Raw genomic sequence first — 14,999 nt, 5'->3', positions numbered from 1 at the left:
TCGCCATCGCGATATGACGTCGTAGGATCGCCGCGTCGCGGGACGCGGCGAGGATGATGAGGCGCGCGTGACATTCATGAGGACGATCGGGATGACGACGATCGGACGACGCGCCCTGGCGCTGGTCGTCCTGGCCCTGTTCTCCAGCCTGTCGATCGCGGCGCCCGCCGAGGCCTGGCAGGCCAAGCCCAAGCCGGCCGCGGTCGCCCCCGCGGGCAAGCTCGACACGGTCGAGATCCTGACCAGCCGGGGACGGGCCAGGTTCACCGTCGAGCTGGCCGTGACCAGGGCCGAGCAGGAGCGGGGCCTGATGTTCCGCAAGTCGCTAGCCCCCGACCGCGGCATGCTGTTCCCGTACAACCCGCCCCAGCGGGCGGCGTTCTGGATGAAGAACACCCTGATCCCGCTGGACATCATCTATATCGCGCCCGACGGCCGAGTGCTGTCGATCGCCCGCAACGCCGTGCCGCACGACGAGACACCGATCCCCTCGGGCGGGGTGATCCGGGGCGTGCTCGAGATCCCCGGCGGCCGCGCCGCCCAACTGGGCATCCTGCCCGGCGACCGGGTGCTCAACAAAATCTTCCCGAAAGGCTGACGTCTTTCGAGGTTTTGGGCGTCCGTTCCGTTTGCCCCCGGCGGCGAAGCCCTGTAGAGCACCCGCTCGGTGTTTCGGAGCGTAGCGCAGTCTGGTAGCGCATCTGGTTTGGGACCAGAGGGTCGCAGGTTCAAATCCTGCCGCTCCGACCACCTAGACCCCCTTTCGAGGGGGGACGATCGACCTGGAGAGGCCCTCATGCTCGCGCGCATCTACCGCCCCGCCAAGACCGCCATGCAGTCCGGCAAGGCCAAGACCAAGGATTGGGTGCTGGAGTTCGAACCGGCCTCGGCCAGACGTCCCGACCCGCTGATGGGCTGGACCCAGTCGAGCGACATGAACGGCCAGGTGCGCCTGAACTTCGAGACCCGCGACGAGGCCGTGGCCTACGCCCAGCGTCACGAGATCTCGTTCCAGCTGTTCGAGCCCAAGACGCCCAAGCGGATCATCAAGGCCTACGCGGACAACTTCGCCGCCGGCCGCCGCCAGCCCTGGACGCACTAGGCTTTACGCCGCAAGCTTTCCCCACGGGGTTAGCGCCCTTAGCTCAGCTGGATAGAGCACTCGCCTTCTAAGCGAGCGGTCGCTGGTTCGAATCCAGCAGGGCGCGCCAACCTACGCCAGCCGTGCGACACGGCGCACCAGAACCGCCCGAGGCGAAATCGGCTGCGGCCGAGCAGGGGCGGATGCCGTGACAGGCGTGCGCGAGGCGGGCTTTCAGTTCGGATCCAGCGCGTCGACGGGCGCTTCGACCGTCCGCTCGACCAGCGTGATCTCGATGTCGCGACCTTCCAGCCGCTGGCCCGCGCGTCGCAGGGCGGCGGCCAGGGCCTCGATCGCCAGGGGTCTTCGATCGGAAGCGGATCCTGGCCGGCCCGCGTGAGCAGGCCTATCCGAAGGGCCAGGGGCGTCGCGTAACGGATGGGCGGGCCGGCGTCGGCGATGATCAGCACGCCGAGCGCCCGCAAGCTCTTGATCAGGTGATTGACGTGCGCACGGCTGGCCTTCAGGTCCAGCGTCCGCGCACGGTTCCAGACCTCGGCGACCGACAGGGGCGCGTCGGTCTCGTCGAAGATCTGAGCCAGGCTTCGCCACGCCTCGGTCAGGGGAACGCCCAGGGCGGCGCAGCGCTGGTCCAGCGTCCAGCGCAGCCGTGGAGCGTCATCCCCGGCGCTCGCGACGGGCGTCGAGAGGGCGGCGATCCGGCGCTCGCGCAGGGAGCGCGGGCTGGCGGGACGGGCGGCGGGAAGAGAGCGGACCATGGGAGGACTCGACGCGCGGGCGGTCGTGGTCTCTCTCCACTAGCCACGGCGCGGGCGTTGTCGACACCGAGGCGGCTAGATTGGGAAATCGTATAGGGGCGGTAAGGTCCCTGTCGGTCGCGCCGTCGATCTGGCGCTCAAGGGGAAAGATCAAGGTCTCCCGGGCGGGGTGACGAGTCAACGCCCCGAAACATTGAGATATCTCAATGCGGCGGCCGGGTTTGTCGCCTTGTCGTTTTTGTCATGGAAAGCAATGGCTTACCGGGTCGATATGAAAGTGTAATGCTTTAGTCACGAAGACTTCGCACGCCTTCGCCGACCCCTCGGACTAATCGCCGGCCAAGCCGACGAGACGCGCAGGGGTCGCGTCTCCGTTGGTGCAAACGGGGATAGTCCAATGACCAATCGCACGCGCCTGGGGGCCTTGGCCTCGGGTTCCCTCCTGGCCCTGGCGACGTTCGCCGGCCTGACCGCCTCGGCCCGCGCCGCCGATGCTCCGGCGATCGAACCCGAACGGGAAGTCGACGCCGTCGTGGTCACCGCCCTGAAGGGCAAGGCGGCCGACGTGGCGCCGGTGTCGTCGTCGCTGACCGCGACCCAGCCTCAGGCCCTGATCACCCGCAAGTTCATCGAGGAAAGCGCGCCGCGCGTCGGCGACTTCACCACCACCACCATCCTGGCCCCGTCGATGGCCACGACGCCGAACTCCAACGGTTCGGGCGCCACGGACGGCGCCAAGATCACCCTGCGCGGCTTCCAGGACGGCGAGTTCAACATCACCTACGACGGCGTCGCCTGGGGCGACACCAACGGCCCGTCGCACCACTCCAACTCGTTCTTCCCGTCCTCGACCATCGGCGGGATCGTGATCGATCGCGGACCGGGCCGAGCGGGTGACTTCGGCCAGGCCAATTTCGGCGGTTCGCTGAACCTCTTCTCGCTGCCGTTCGAAGACAAGCCCGTGTTCCGCCAGACCCTGACCACAGGCAGCTTCCAGACCGTCCAGGCGGTGACCACCCTGGCGTCGGGGCCGATCGATCGGCTGCGCGGCGCCAACGGCGTCATGAACTTCATGGAGTACAAGACCAACGGTTATCTGAGCAACAGCGCCAGCGACGGCTATAACCAGTTCATCAAGGTCAATGTGCCGCTCACCGACAAGATCTCGGTCACGGCGCTGTATACGCACAACTACAATACCTACTATCAGGGCGATGCCAGCGCCAACGCCACGGTCGCCCAGACCGAACTCTACGGCAAGCGGTTCGCGCTCTCCGACGATCCGACCCTGCAGACCTACAAGGGCTATAACTATACCAAGAAGTCGACGGAGTTCGGCTACATCAAGTTGGCCGGCGAGCTGACCGAAGGACTGCACTTCGACAACACCGCCTACGAATACTGGTATTCCAACAAGACCTTGTCGGCGAACGACAACGGCGCCGACCTGAGCATCGGCGCCACGGCCCTGGCCGCCGCCAACAAGGTGATCCTCAACCCGCCGGCGGCCTATCCGGCCGGCACGGCGGGCTATCCCTCGTCGGCCAAGGTCAACGGCCTGCCGGGCTACACCAAGCGTAACAAGTACCGGGTGCGCGGCGACATCCTGAAGTTCACCAAGGACTTCGACAACGTCGGCACGCTGAGCTTCGGCGGCATGTACGAAGTGGCCAAGACCGGCCGCGCGCGGTTCGACTACGACCTGCTCACCATGCGTCCCGACTATCGCGAGAAGGCCGCCCAGTTCGCGGGACCGTCACCTTGCGGGGATTGGCCCAAACAGGTCGCGCCCGGCAAGACCTGGGACGGCGCCTGCCAGGTGCCGCTGAACATCGCCTACAACGAGTATTCCGGCTGGCATCAGTACCAGCCGTTCGTCGACTTCGCCTGGCGCGCCACCGACAAGCTGACAGTGACCCCGGGCGTCAAGTACGTGCACTTCAAGCTCCATGTCGACGCGCCGGCGGTGGCCGTGAAGGGCTCGATCCAGCCGCTGGATATCGAGGACACCTTCACCAAGACCCTGCCGTTCCTGACCGCCAACTACCGGGTGCGCGACAACTGGTCCGTTTACGGACAGTACGCCCAGGGCTTCCTGGTGCCCAATATCAGCGCGTTCTACGTGAACAATCCCGGAGCGCAGAAGCTGGTCCCGCAGGAGTCGACCAACTACCAGATCGGCTCGGTCTACAATTCGGGCCACCTGACCCTGGACGGCGACGTCTACTACATCGACTTCCAGCACAAGATCCAAACCCTGACGGACCTMGCCACCAACGAGACCTATCAAACCAATCTCGGCGGCGCGACCTACAAGGGGATCGAGCTCCAGGCGACCTACGTGCTGCCCCACGGCTTCAGCGTGTTCGCCAACGGCTCGGTCAACGAGGCCAAGGGAAAGGGCGATCCGCTCAATCCGGGCTATAACGGCCACCAGCTGGCCAAGGTCCCGCGGGGCACGGCCGCGCTGGGCGTCCGCTCGGAACGGCACGACCTGTTCACGGCCAACGACAGCCTGATCGTCACCTTGAACGACAAGCTGATCGGGCCGCAGTACGCCACGGCCGCTTCGGGGACCACGGCGCCGACCGGACTGGTCAAGTCCTTCAGCCAGGCCGACCTCAGCGCGACCTACCACCTGGGGCACTACAGCCTGCAGGCCCAGGTCCTGAACCTTGCCGACACCCAGGACATCACCTCGTTCAAGGGCAAGGCGCTGCTGCCGGGCACCAAGACGCCGGCCGAGACCTCAGCCCAGGGCGGGGCGGCMAACGTGTTCACCTACCAGGTCGGCCGCAGCTACCAGATCACCCTGAAGGCCGCGTTCTGATCCCCTCCATCCCCACAAGGACCGATCCCATGACTGGACGCCTCTTCCTCGGCGCCGCCCTTTCGGCGGTGCTCGCCGGGTCCTGCCTGGCCCAGACTCCTTCGCCCCAGACCCCTTCGCCCCAGACCCCTTCGACCCAGGCCGCGCCGGACGCGCCCAAGCCGCAGAAGGTGCTGCAGCTGCTGGCGCCGGCCGACATCGACGCCAACCGCCTGCTGCCGCCGGCGCCCGCTGATGGTTCGGAAGCCGGCCGCGCGGAGCTGGCCGAGATCCATCGGATCATCGGGGCGGCCTCGTCGGACCGCGTGGCCCAGGCCAAGTGGGACGACGACCACGAGGACCCCTCGGCGTTCGCGGCCGCCGTCGGCGCGGGGTTCGACCTGGCCAAGCTGCCGGCCACGGCCGAGGTGCTGTCGATCGTCCAGAACGACGCCTCGGTGGCGGCCACCGCCGCCAAGAAGACCTTCCTACGCAAGCGTCCCTGGGTCCTGGACGCCACGATCAAGACCTGCGATCCCGACGACAAGCCGCTGACCTCCTATCCCAGCGGCCACTCGACCTTGGGCTATTCGCTGGGCATGACCCTGGCCGTGCTGATCCCCGAGAAGTCGCAGGTCTTCATGGCCCGGGCGTCCGACTACGCCTACAGCCGCGTGGTCTGCGGCTCGCACTATCCGTCCGACACCCAGGCCAGCCAGGCCCTAGCGGCGTCGTTGGTGACCTCGCTGCTGAAGAACCCGGATTTCCAGGCCAAGGTCACGGCGGCCCACGCCGAGCTCCAAGCCGCCAAACTGGCGCGATAGTCGGCCGCCGCCCGCGCCGTCCGGCCTTCGATGAGGGGCGGGCGGCGGCGTGGCGTCATGTTTCCCATCCATAGGCCGCCGCAGGATTTCCGATGAAGAAGACGCTCCTGGCCGCCGCCGCGTTCGGCCTTTCGACCCTGACCGCTCCCGTCCTGGCGGCGGACGCGCCCGCGCCGCTGAAGATCGTCGACCGGATCGCCGGCCCCGACGGGTCGTGGGACTACGCCGCCTTCGATCCCGTCCACCGCCGGCTCTATGTGGCCCACAACACGGCGGTCACCGCCATCGACGTCGACAGCGGCAAGGTCACGCCGGCCCTGGTCGCCGCGCAGAAGGCCCACAGCGCCTTGCCGCTGCCCGGCGGCGACGAGTTGCTGGTCACCAACGGCGGCAGCAACAACGTCACGCTCATCAACGCCCTGACCGGCGCGATCCGCGCCACGATCCCGGCCGGGACCAGCCCGGACGCGGCCCTGATCGAGCCGACCACGGGCCTGGGCTTCGTGATGAACGGCCACGGCGGCGGGATCACCCTGGTCGACCTTAAGGCCGGCGTCGCCGCGGGCGCGATCCCGCTGGAAGGGACCCTGGAGTTCGGCGTCGCCGACGGCCTGGGCCGGGTGTTCGTCAATATCGAGGACAAGGGCGAGATCGCCGTGATCGACGCCAAGGCCCGCAAGGTGGTGGCCCACTGGCCGATGGCCGGCTGCGAGGAGCCCAGTGGCCTGACCTACGCCGCCGACGCCAAGGTGCTGATCGCCGCCTGCGCCAACGGGACGGCCAAGGTCGTGTCGCCGGCCACGGGCAAGGTGACCGCCAGCCTGGCGATCGGCGAGAAGCCCGACGCCGCCTTCTACGACGCTCAGCATCACCTGGCCTACATCCCCAGCGGCGGCGACGGCACGCTGTCGGTGATCGCCGTCCGCGGCCCGACCGACGTGGCGGTGATCGACAAGGTGGCGACCAAGGTCCGGGCCAAGACCGGCGCCGTCGACCCCGCCACCGGCAAGGTCTATCTGCCGTCGGCCGACTACGACGCCCCGGCCGCCCCGAACGGTCGCCCCTCGATGAAACCCGGCAGCTTCGCCGTGCTGGTGCTCGGGCGCTAACCTAGGCAAGCAGCGAAAGCGGGGACCCCGGCGCGACAGCCTCCGAGGTTCCCGAAGGCGCCGCGACGGCGAGCGGGAAGGCGAGGGCGACCATCAGGCCCGGCCGGGCGTCGTCCAGCTCGAGCCGGGCGCCGTGCCGTCCGGCGATCGCCGCCACGATCGACAGGCCCAGCCCCGATCCCTTGGTGGTCCGGCTGCGCTCCAGGCGAACGAAGGGCTTCAGCGCCTCCTGCCGATCCTCGGGGCTCACGCCCGGTCCGTCGTCGGCGACCACCAGCCGCGCGCCCTGGCCGTCGCGTTCGACCCGGATCCGGATCGTCGTGCCCGGGGGCGTATGGCGCAGGGCGTTCTCCAGCAGGTTGGCGCAGACCTGGGTCAGCAGGGCGCCGTCCGCGGCCACCCGCAGAGGCTCGCCGAAGGCCAGCAGGCGTCGTCCGCTGGTCTCGATATCCGGCCGGAACGCCTCGGCGACGTCCAGGGCGATGGCGTCCAGGGCCACCAGGCTGAAGACCGGCGCGCCGTCGTGGGTCTCGATCTCGGCCAGTTGCAACAGGGCGTCGAACGTCCGGAGGATCTCGCCAACGTCGTCGTCCAGATCGCCGATGGCGCGCGCCAGGGGCGGGTGGGCCTTGGCGTCGGAGCGCAGCCGTTCGATCTTGTGTCGCAGGCGGGTGAGCGGCGTGCGCATATCATGGGCGATGTCGGTGGTGACCTGGCGAAGCTGGCCGATCAGGGCGCCGATCCGGTCGAGCATGCCGTTGAACGTCGCCCCCAGGTCGTCGATGTCGTCGGGATTGCCGGTGAGGCGCAGGGGCACGCGCTGGCTCAGCTGGCCTTCGGTGACCAATTGAGCGGCCCTCGAGACCTGGGCGATGCGACGCCAGGCCTGGCGCGTGAACAGGAACGAGGCCGTCAGGCAGAAGACGGTTCCCAGCAGACCGCACAGCAGGAGGATGCGGTTCACCGCCGCCGTCTGGCCGGCCGCGATCGCCAGGTCCTGGCCCACCGACAGGCGCGAGCCGTTGAACAGGGTCTCGGTCAGGACCAGGAACCGGTGATCGGGCTCGCCGCGATGCGAGGGCACGCCGCCCAGCTCGGTCCAGCCCAGGAGACCGGTGTCGGGCAGCCGCCCGGCCAGCAGCCGGCCTTCTCGGCTTACCAGCCGGTACTCGAACCCGCGCCACAGCCGCGTGCGTTTCGAGACCGTGTAGGGCAGGTGGTCTATGCCCTTCTGCCGGATCTCGTCGCGCAGCGAAGCCGCTTCGCCATGGACGTGCTCCCGGATCTCCTCCTGCTCCAGCCGGCGGATGGCGAGCTGGGTCAGGTAGCCGGCCAGGACGAAAGCCACCACGACGATCACCATCTGGATCATCGCCAGGCGCGCCCCGGCGTTGCGCATCAGGCGGTTCATGGCGCGGTCGCTCACGCCGGTTCGGTCCGGATCACATAGCCGACGCCGCGCAGGGTCGTGATCAGCGGCGGAAGCTCCGGCAGGTCGATCTTGGCGCGCAGCCGGCTGATGTGGGTCTCGACGATGTTGGTGCGGGGGTCGAAGTGGAAGCCCCAGACGTTCTCCAGCAGCATCGCCCGGGTCACCACCCGGTCGGCGTTGAGCATCAGATATTCCAGCAGCTTGAATTCCAGCGGCAGCAGGGCGAACTCGACGCCGTCGCGATGAGCCGTGCGGTCCAGCCGGCGCAGCTCCAGGTCGGCGCACTTAAGGATCGTCCGCTCGCGAAGCGGCGCGGGGGCGCGCCGCGCCAAGGCGGCGACCCGGGCGTTGAGCTCGTCGAACGAGAAGGGCTTGACCAGATAGTCATCGCCGCCCTGGTCCAGCCCGGCGACGCGGTCGGCCACCGTCCCCATGGCGGTCACGAACAGCACCGGCGTCTGGACCTGGGCGGCGCGAAGCCGCCGCACCAGCGACAGGCCGTCGAGATGGGGGATCATCCGATCGACGACGACCACGTCGAAGCCGCCTTCCAGCGAGCGGTCGAGTCCGCCGGCTCCGTCCCGCACGGCCTCGACCTGGCACCCGGCCCGCCGCAGGCAGTCGGTCATGTGGCCGGCGGTTTCCGGTTCGTCCTCGATCAGGAGCACACGGGTGGCGTCCGTCGGCGGCGTCGATGGCGAGGCGGCGTGCATCATGGTGGAAATCCATGCGGGGACGGACGAGCCTCGGCGTTCGGGCGCGTCGCGAGCCGCCTTTGTCGCAAAATGTCGGCGGCTGCACAGCGTTGAATTTTATGAATTATTCTTGATGGTGCGGAAGCGCCGGCATTCAGGTCCTCGAGCCGGTTGGATTGGGAAATCGTATAGTTAGGGCAATCCCGCGCGAATGCGCGCGCGGTCAGACTGACGTCTTTCGGCTGGCGCTCGCTCGGCCCTTGCCGCGCGAGAGGCTCGATGATCCACACTTTACGCCGGCGTCCGGCATGACCTCGGCGCTGCTCGCCACGGAGGCCTGCCTTGGGCTGACCCTGGCCTCCAGCCTGACCCTCGGCCTCATGGCGCTGACGCGTCGCGGGCGGGGCCTGGACACCCGCACGACGCGGCTCCTGTTCGGCGGCGCGCTGATCCTGCTGCTGACGGCCGGCGTCCTGGCGCTGGCGGTCGGCATCCTTGGGCACACCTTCGTCGTGAGGGGCGATGCGCTCGTCGCACAGGCGCTGTTCGACCATCGCGCGCCCTGGCTCGACCGATCGATGATGTTGATGTCGGCCCTGGGCGACGGCCTGGAGCGCACGACGGCGACCATCCTGCTGGTCGCCTTCCTGCTTTGGCGCCGCCGCTTCCGTTGGGCTCTGGCGCTGGGCCTGGTCATGATCGCGGCGGCGGTGCTGACACCGGTCCTGAAGACCAGTTTCCACATGGCGCGGCCGTCCTTGCTGTATTCCGGCGCGGACGCCTTCAGCTTCCCCAGCGGCCACGCCACCTCGGCCGCGGCGCTGTATCTGATGCTGGCCTGGATCGTGGGGCGCTCGACGACCGGCGCCGGTCGCGCGCTCTTCGCGGCGTCTGCCTTGGCGGTTGTCCTGCTGACGGCGCTTTCACGGATCTATCTCGGGGCGCACTGGCTCTCCGATGTGCTGGCGGGCCTGGCGCTGGGCGCGGCGCTCGGATTGGCGGGCGTCCTGCTGGCCTCGGGCGATGACCGCCCGGCGACGCGGGGCGAGGCCTGGCATGGGGCCGTGATCGTGGCCGTCCTGGTCGGCGTGGGCCTGGCTCTTGGCCCCAAGGCCTACGGCAAGGCCGAGCGGCTCTATGCGCCCTATCTGAACCGCCCGGCCAACAGGGCGGTGGACCCGGGCCATCTGGGCGGCGCGCCGAGCCATCGCATCAAGCCGCCGCCCGGCGTCTGATCGCCCGGTCTAGAACCGCGCGGACAGCCGCAACGCGATCGTTCTCGGCCGGGGCGGGGTGATGATCTGGTCGCGGGTGATCAGGAACGGATTGCCGAACGAGAAGCTGTTGGGATGGGCGCCGAACGGGTTGTCCACCGTGGCGGCCAGGGTCCAGGTGCGGGTCTCCAGACTGGCGACCCCGCGCAGGCCCAGATACTCGCCCATCTCGTGCATGTTGTCGGCGTCGAAGGTCAGGTACGACGATCCGACATAGGTCGCCTGGCCTTGCAGTCGCAGGGTCCTGTCGCCGGACAGGGGGCGATGATAGTCGACGCCGAAACTGGCCGAGGCCCGTGGCACGCCCGGCAGGCTGGCGTTGTGGCGCGAGCTGAAGTCGAGGTTCTGGCGGGTGATCTCTGGATCGTTCAGCAGGGCGGCGGCTCGCAGGTCGACCTGGGCGTTCAGCCGCAACGCCGCCTCGGCCTCGATCCCCCGGTTGTCGCCGTTGCCGATGTTGGCCGTGTAGGCCGTGCCGTCGGCCAGGTACTGGTCGCTCTGCACCGACTCCCAGGCGGCGTAGAAGACGGCGACACGCGCCTGCAGGCGTTCGTCCCAACCCCGCAGCTTGGCGCCGGCCTCGTAGTTCCAAAGCTCGTCGGCCTGATAGCGGCGAGCCGGAGATCCCGCGACGTCGAAGGCCTGGCCGATCCGGCCTGCGGTGTTGTAGCCGCCGGGACGGTAACCCTCGGCGGCCTGGGCGTAGAACAGCAGGCCCGGCCGGGCGTCGTAGCTGAGCAGGATCTTCGGCGACAGGCCGGTGGCGTCGTCCGCGCCGCTGAACGCCCGCTGGCCTGCGGCCTGGGTGACCCGCGAGTCGGTGTCGAACCGGAAATCGAACCAGCGCAGGCCGGCGGTCGCCGACAGGCGCTTGGTGGCGTCGAAGGTGACCTCGCCATAGACCGCCGTCTCGTTGATCTTGTCGCGTCGGCGTTCTGCGTAGGCGTTCGGCCCCGCCGCCACGGCGGCGTGCAGGGTGGTGTCGAGCCGGATGTCGCCGGTGGACGCGAAGGCGCCGATCAGGCCGTGGAGGCGATGGTCGCTGGGACTGGCGTAGGTGACCTCCGCCACCGTCAGGTCGATGGCCTTTTCGTCGTCCAAGGCGGCGGGCGCGGCGGCCAGGCCGTAGAGCGTCGACACCGTGGTGGCGTCGTACCGGCTGTCGAAATGGTGCGACAGGCGCGCGACCGAACCGGTCATCCGCCCCCAAGGGCCGTCGCCCGCCAGGGTCAGCGAGACGTGTTCGAAATCGTTGTCGTGAGGCTCGCGCACCGGGTTGTCGCGCAGGTAGGGGCCCAGGCGACGCAGGCCATACTGGGTGTCGGCGTTGTTGATCCACTGGGTGGTCACGCCCAAGGTCGCCGTCCAGTGGGGCGAGAGCGCCGCGCGGAGGTTGGCGCGCAGCCCGTCCCGCTGCGAGTCGTTGACGCGCTTAAGCCCCAGGGTCGGATTGGCGATGTAGCCGTCCTGGCTGTCGCTATAGGCCACGACCCTCAGGGCCAGCCGGCCCGGCAGCAAAGGGATATTGGCCATCCCTTCCAGTTCGTCGCCGCCACCGCCGCCCGAGATCCGGGACAGGCCGGCCACGATGCTGGCCTCGTAGTGATCGAGGTCGGGCTTGCGGGTGGCGATCCGCAGGACCCCGCCCAGCGACCCGCCGCCGTAGAGCGTGCCCTGCGGGCCGCGCATCACCTCGACCCGTTCGATGTCGGCCAGGCGCAGGTCCGGATCGGGCGCGCTGTAGGTGATCGGGACGTCGTCCAGATAGAGCGCGACCATCGACTGGGCCTGGCCGGTGAAGGCGCCGTCCGACAGGCCGCGCAGCAGGATCTTGTCGCGGCCGGGACCCAGGTTGGTCACGGTCATGCCCGCGACCTGTCCGGTGAGGTCGGACAGGCTGGTCAGGGTCTCGCGAGACAGGGTGGAACCCGACACCACCGAGATCGCGTAGGGCGTACGGCCAGGCAGGTTCGGATAGCGCTGGGCCGTCACCACGACCTCGCCCAGGCCCAGGCTGGTGGGCGGCGCGGCGACCGTGGCGTGTCTGGGCCTGGGCGGGGCGGCCTTGCGGATCAGCACCGTGCGCGGATCGGGCATGACGTAGTCGCAGCCGCTGTGGGCCAGTATCCGCTCCAGCGCCGCCTGGGGCGTCATCCGTCCCGACAGGGTGGGCGAGGATCCGGCGCAGGCGTCCAGGTCGCCGCCCAGCGACAGCTCGGCCTGCAGGGCGAAGTCGATCAGGGCCGCATGGACGGGTTTGGCCGCGATCTGCAGGCGCACCGAGGCGTAGGGCCGCTGGGCCGGCGCGGCGTGGGCGGCGCTGGCGGCCAGGCCGGCCATGACCGCCAGCGGCCAGGCGCGGCCGTGGCGAGGCCCGATCGACGACCCCCGCCGCACGGTCAGGGTCGGGTCGCCTTGGCCTTGAGAACGATCTCGCCGTCGCGTCGCTGGCTGACGATCGGTGCGAATAGTTCCAGGCGCCGGATCATCGCCGCTTCCTCGTCGACCAAGAGCACGCCGGACACCTTGACCGAGGCGGCGCTGGGATCAAGCCGTATCGGCGTGGCGACATAGCGGTTCAGGTCGGCGACCACCTCGGTCAGGGGCGTTTCGCGATAGACCAGCTTGCCCGACTTCCAGGCGAAGGCCGCGTCGGGATCGGCCGTGCGCACCAGCGAGGGCGCCGAACCACGGGTGTGGATCAACTGCTGGCCCTTGGCCAGGCGCACCGCCCCGTCCTGTCCGCCGGACACCGAGACCAGGCCCCTGCGCACGGTGACGGCCAGGCGGTCGTCGTGGTTGAGGATGTTGAATTCGGTGCCCAGCACGCGGACCTCGCGATCGCCCGCGACAACCACGAAGGGGCGATCCTCCAGGTGGGCGACGTCGAAGCTGGCCTCGCCGTCCACCAGGGTGACGTCGCGCTGGGCGCGGGTCAGGCGAACGCGCAGGGTGGTGGCGCCGCCCAGGGTCAGGCGCGAGCCGTCGGCCAGGGTCACTTCTCGCGTCTCGCCGCGCTTGGTGGCGTAGTCCGTGAAGGTCGGGCGGGTCAGTTGCGGCAGCACGGCGACCGCCACGGCGGCCGCGGCGGCGGTCGTGACGAGGCCCGTCCACACCCACCGCCGCGCGGGTGGCTTGGGGCGCGAGGCGAACGGCACGACGTTCTCGGGCGTGACGTCGAGCGCGGCGGGAGCGGGAATCCCGTCGGCCGGCAGGTCTTCCAGCTCGACCCACAGCGCCTCGACCCGGTCATAGGCCGCCGCATGGGCGGGATCGGCCTCGAGCCAGGCCTGGAAAGCGGTCCAGTCCTCCAGACCGGCGTCACCCTGCAGGCGCGCGAACCAGTCGCTCGCCGCTTGCTGGATGGGATCGGTGTTGGCGGTGTCAGTCATCGACGGGTTGCGCTTCCTTCGCGCCGGGCCGGGGAGGGCGCTTGCCACAATGACGCCATGCTGGCGAAAGTCCCTCCTCGGTTATCGGGAGATGGTGCGGAAAAGCCACAGTTCATCGCCCGACCCTCTTGAGCAGATGGCCCAGGGCCAGGCTGACGTGCTTTTCGACCGAACTGCGCGAGATGCCCATCCGGGCGGCGGTCTCGACGTGGGTCAGGCCCTCGAACTTGTGAAGCCGGAACACCTGCTGGGTCACCGGCGACAGGGTCTTCAGCGCCTCGGTGATCTTCTCCAGCCGTTGGCGGGCGATGACCGCGCTCTCCGCGTCGGGTTCCTCGGCGACGTCCAGGGCGCCGACCGTGGTGTGGTTGGCCTGCCGCCACTCGCTCTCGCGCGCGCCGGCCCGCTTGGCGCGGCGCAGGCGGTCCAGCATCAGGTTCGAGGCCAGGCGGTAGAGATAGGCGGGCGGGTTCTCGATCGGCTCTTCCGTGACCGCCTGGACCTTCAGGTACAGTTCCTGGACCAGGTCCTCGACGTCGCCCCGGCCGCCCAGGCGCGCCAGGAAGAACCGTCGCATGTCCTCGCGCCGCTCCAGATAGGCGGCCGCGAGGGGCGAGAGGTCCTGCAGGTCCTCCATGGTCAGCCGCGCGCCCACGTCAAGCGTCGGGCGGACCGGACACGGACAGGCCGGACGCGGACGGGCGGACTGGAGGTTTCGGTGGTCATCACGAGGACGATCGGCCCGTTTGCGGAGACTCGGCTGAGGCAGGAAGACATCGCGCGACGGCGCCTTCAAGGCAAGGCGTGGAAGGCTTCAGGACCACGGCCGAAAAATCGGTGAGGGGGCGAAACCTACACGGCGTCATTGGCTCGAACGGCGCGGGGGCGTCTGGAGCCAAGTCGGTACGATGCGGATATTTTGCGATTTCGACGGGACGATCGCCAAGGTCGACACCACCGACCTGGTCCTGACCCGTCTGGCCGACCCGGCCTGGGAGGATCTGGAGGAGCGCTGGACCCGGGGCGAGATCACCGCCGCCGAGTGCATGCGCGGCCAGGTCGCCCTGATCGGCGGCGACGACGCGGCGCTGGACGCCGTGCTCGACGGCGTGGAACTGGCCGACGGCTTCGTCGAATTCGTCGCCTGGTGCCAGGCCAACGCCGTGCCGCTGACCGTGGTCAGCGACGGGGTCGACCATTTCATCGCGCGTATCCTGGGGCGTCACGGCCTGGACCATCTGCCGGTGATCGCCAACCACCTGGTCGGCAATGCCGAACTGGGTCGTCGCCTGGAGCAGCCCTGGTCGCGCGCCGGCTGCGCCGCCGGGTCAGGCGTCTGYAAGTGCCAAGTGGCGGCCAAGTCGGACKAGGTCGCCTCGGCGAACGCCAACGATCTGGACGACCTGATGGTCTTCATCGGCGACGGGCGCTCGGACTTCTGCGTCTCGGGCCGCGCCGACCTGCTGTTCGCGCGCGACAAGCTGGCCGCCTACGCCCGCTCGCGCGCCATGCCGCACCACGAGTTTTCCGACTTCCACACCATCACGACGACGCTCGCGGCCGCCCACGGCCGCCTGGCGCGCCGCGCCGCCATCTGACCGGAG

12 protein-coding genes and 2 tRNA genes are annotated in these 14,999 nt (G+C 69.2%); 9 read left to right on the top strand and 5 right to left on the bottom strand.

What is annotated here, in order from left to right; translation table 11 throughout:
- Nucleotides 1-91: 91 nt before the first annotated feature.
- The 7 genes from AC1U89_RS05805 to AC1U89_RS05775 all read left to right on the top strand — a co-directional run bounded on the left by AC1U89_RS05805 (nucleotide 92) and on the right by AC1U89_RS05775 (nucleotide 6,602).
- Nucleotides 92-598: a DUF192 domain-containing protein gene (locus tag AC1U89_RS05805; protein WP_479898784.1), complete on the top strand. Its 507-nt coding sequence runs from the start codon at nucleotides 92-94 to the stop codon at nucleotides 596-598.
- Nucleotides 599-673: 75 nt separating this feature from the next.
- Nucleotides 674-750, top strand: a tRNA-Pro gene (locus AC1U89_RS05800).
- A gap of 46 nt (nucleotides 751-796) precedes the next feature.
- On the top strand, nucleotides 797-1,102 hold the full coding sequence (locus AC1U89_RS05795; RefSeq protein WP_165187923.1) for an ETC complex I subunit: 306 nt from the start codon (nucleotides 797-799) through the stop codon (nucleotides 1,100-1,102).
- A gap of 32 nt (nucleotides 1,103-1,134) precedes the next feature.
- Nucleotides 1,135-1,211, top strand: a tRNA-Arg gene (locus AC1U89_RS05790).
- 1,046 nt (nucleotides 1,212-2,257) lie between these two features.
- Entirely contained in the window at nucleotides 2,258-4,690 is a 2,433-nt protein-coding gene (locus tag AC1U89_RS05785) for a TonB-dependent receptor (RefSeq protein ID WP_479898783.1), read from the top strand.
- A gap of 29 nt (nucleotides 4,691-4,719) precedes the next feature.
- Nucleotides 4,720-5,493 (top strand): phosphatase PAP2 family protein, encoded by a 774-nt coding sequence (locus tag AC1U89_RS05780; protein WP_479898782.1) that lies wholly within the window; start codon nucleotides 4,720-4,722, stop codon nucleotides 5,491-5,493.
- Between the two features lie 92 nt (nucleotides 5,494-5,585).
- Entirely contained in the window at nucleotides 5,586-6,602 is a 1,017-nt protein-coding gene (locus tag AC1U89_RS05775; RefSeq protein ID WP_479898781.1) for a YncE family protein, read from the top strand.
- A gap of 1 nt (nucleotide 6,603) precedes the next feature.
- Here AC1U89_RS05775 and AC1U89_RS05770 read toward each other — a convergent pair whose 3' ends face one another.
- Nucleotides 6,604-8,028 carry a sensor histidine kinase gene (locus tag AC1U89_RS05770; RefSeq protein WP_479898780.1) on the bottom strand — a complete coding sequence of 475 codons (1,425 nt, stop codon included), beginning with the start codon at nucleotides 8,026-8,028 and terminating at the stop codon, nucleotides 6,604-6,606.
- Entirely contained in the window at nucleotides 8,025-8,750 is a 726-nt protein-coding gene (locus AC1U89_RS05765) for a response regulator transcription factor (protein WP_479898779.1), read from the bottom strand. The genes AC1U89_RS05770 and AC1U89_RS05765 overlap by 4 nt, the downstream gene beginning before the upstream one ends.
- Nucleotides 8,751-9,037: 287 nt before the next feature.
- Between AC1U89_RS05765 and AC1U89_RS05760 the strand changes: the two genes are divergently transcribed.
- A complete protein-coding gene (locus AC1U89_RS05760; RefSeq protein ID WP_479898778.1) occupies nucleotides 9,038-9,964 on the top strand; it encodes a phosphatase PAP2 family protein in 927 nt (308 codons plus the stop codon).
- A 9-nt stretch (nucleotides 9,965-9,973) separates the two neighbouring features.
- Here AC1U89_RS05760 and AC1U89_RS05755 read toward each other — a convergent pair whose 3' ends face one another.
- From AC1U89_RS05755 to AC1U89_RS05745, 3 genes are all read right to left on the bottom strand, one after another.
- Nucleotides 9,974-12,400 (bottom strand): TonB-dependent receptor, encoded by a 2,427-nt coding sequence (locus tag AC1U89_RS05755; RefSeq protein WP_479898777.1) that lies wholly within the window; start codon nucleotides 12,398-12,400, stop codon nucleotides 9,974-9,976.
- Between the two features lie 2 nt (nucleotides 12,401-12,402).
- A complete protein-coding gene (locus AC1U89_RS05750; RefSeq protein WP_479898776.1) occupies nucleotides 12,403-13,395 on the bottom strand; it encodes a FecR family protein in 993 nt (330 codons plus the stop codon).
- Nucleotides 13,396-13,507: 112 nt separating this feature from the next.
- A complete protein-coding gene (locus AC1U89_RS05745) occupies nucleotides 13,508-14,050 on the bottom strand; it encodes an RNA polymerase sigma factor (RefSeq protein ID WP_479898775.1) in 543 nt (180 codons plus the stop codon).
- A gap of 253 nt (nucleotides 14,051-14,303) precedes the next feature.
- Here AC1U89_RS05745 and AC1U89_RS05740 point away from each other — a divergent pair, with 253 nt between their 5' ends.
- On the top strand, nucleotides 14,304-14,993 hold the full coding sequence (locus AC1U89_RS05740; RefSeq protein WP_479898774.1) for an MtnX-like HAD-IB family phosphatase: 690 nt from the start codon (nucleotides 14,304-14,306) through the stop codon (nucleotides 14,991-14,993).
- Nucleotides 14,994-14,999 lie beyond the last annotated feature (6 nt).

It is taken from the genome of Caulobacter sp. 05T431 (assembly GCF_056665975.1).
Note: the sequence above shows the minus strand (reverse complement) of the source record. Positions and strands in the feature narration are given on the sequence as shown.

Bases quoted from the DNA above. Each gene is read 5' to 3' on its own strand.
- AC1U89_RS05805 (WP_479898784.1), top strand. From the start codon at position 92: ATGACGACGATCGGACGACGCGCCCTGGCGCTGGTCGTCCTGGCCCTG.
- AC1U89_RS05795 (WP_165187923.1), top strand. From the start codon at position 797: ATGCTCGCGCGCATCTACCGCCCCGCCAAGACCGCCATGCAGTCCGGC.
- AC1U89_RS05780 (WP_479898782.1), top strand. From the start codon at position 4,720: ATGACTGGACGCCTCTTCCTCGGCGCCGCCCTTTCGGCGGTGCTCGCC.
- AC1U89_RS05775 (WP_479898781.1), top strand. From the start codon at position 5,586: ATGAAGAAGACGCTCCTGGCCGCCGCCGCGTTCGGCCTTTCGACCCTG.
- AC1U89_RS05765 (WP_479898779.1), bottom strand. From the start codon at position 8,750: ATGATGCACGCCGCCTCGCCATCGACGCCGCCGACGGACGCCACCCGT.
- AC1U89_RS05760 (WP_479898778.1), top strand. From the start codon at position 9,038: ATGACCTCGGCGCTGCTCGCCACGGAGGCCTGCCTTGGGCTGACCCTG.
- AC1U89_RS05750 (WP_479898776.1), bottom strand. From the start codon at position 13,395: ATGACTGACACCGCCAACACCGATCCCATCCAGCAAGCGGCGAGCGAC.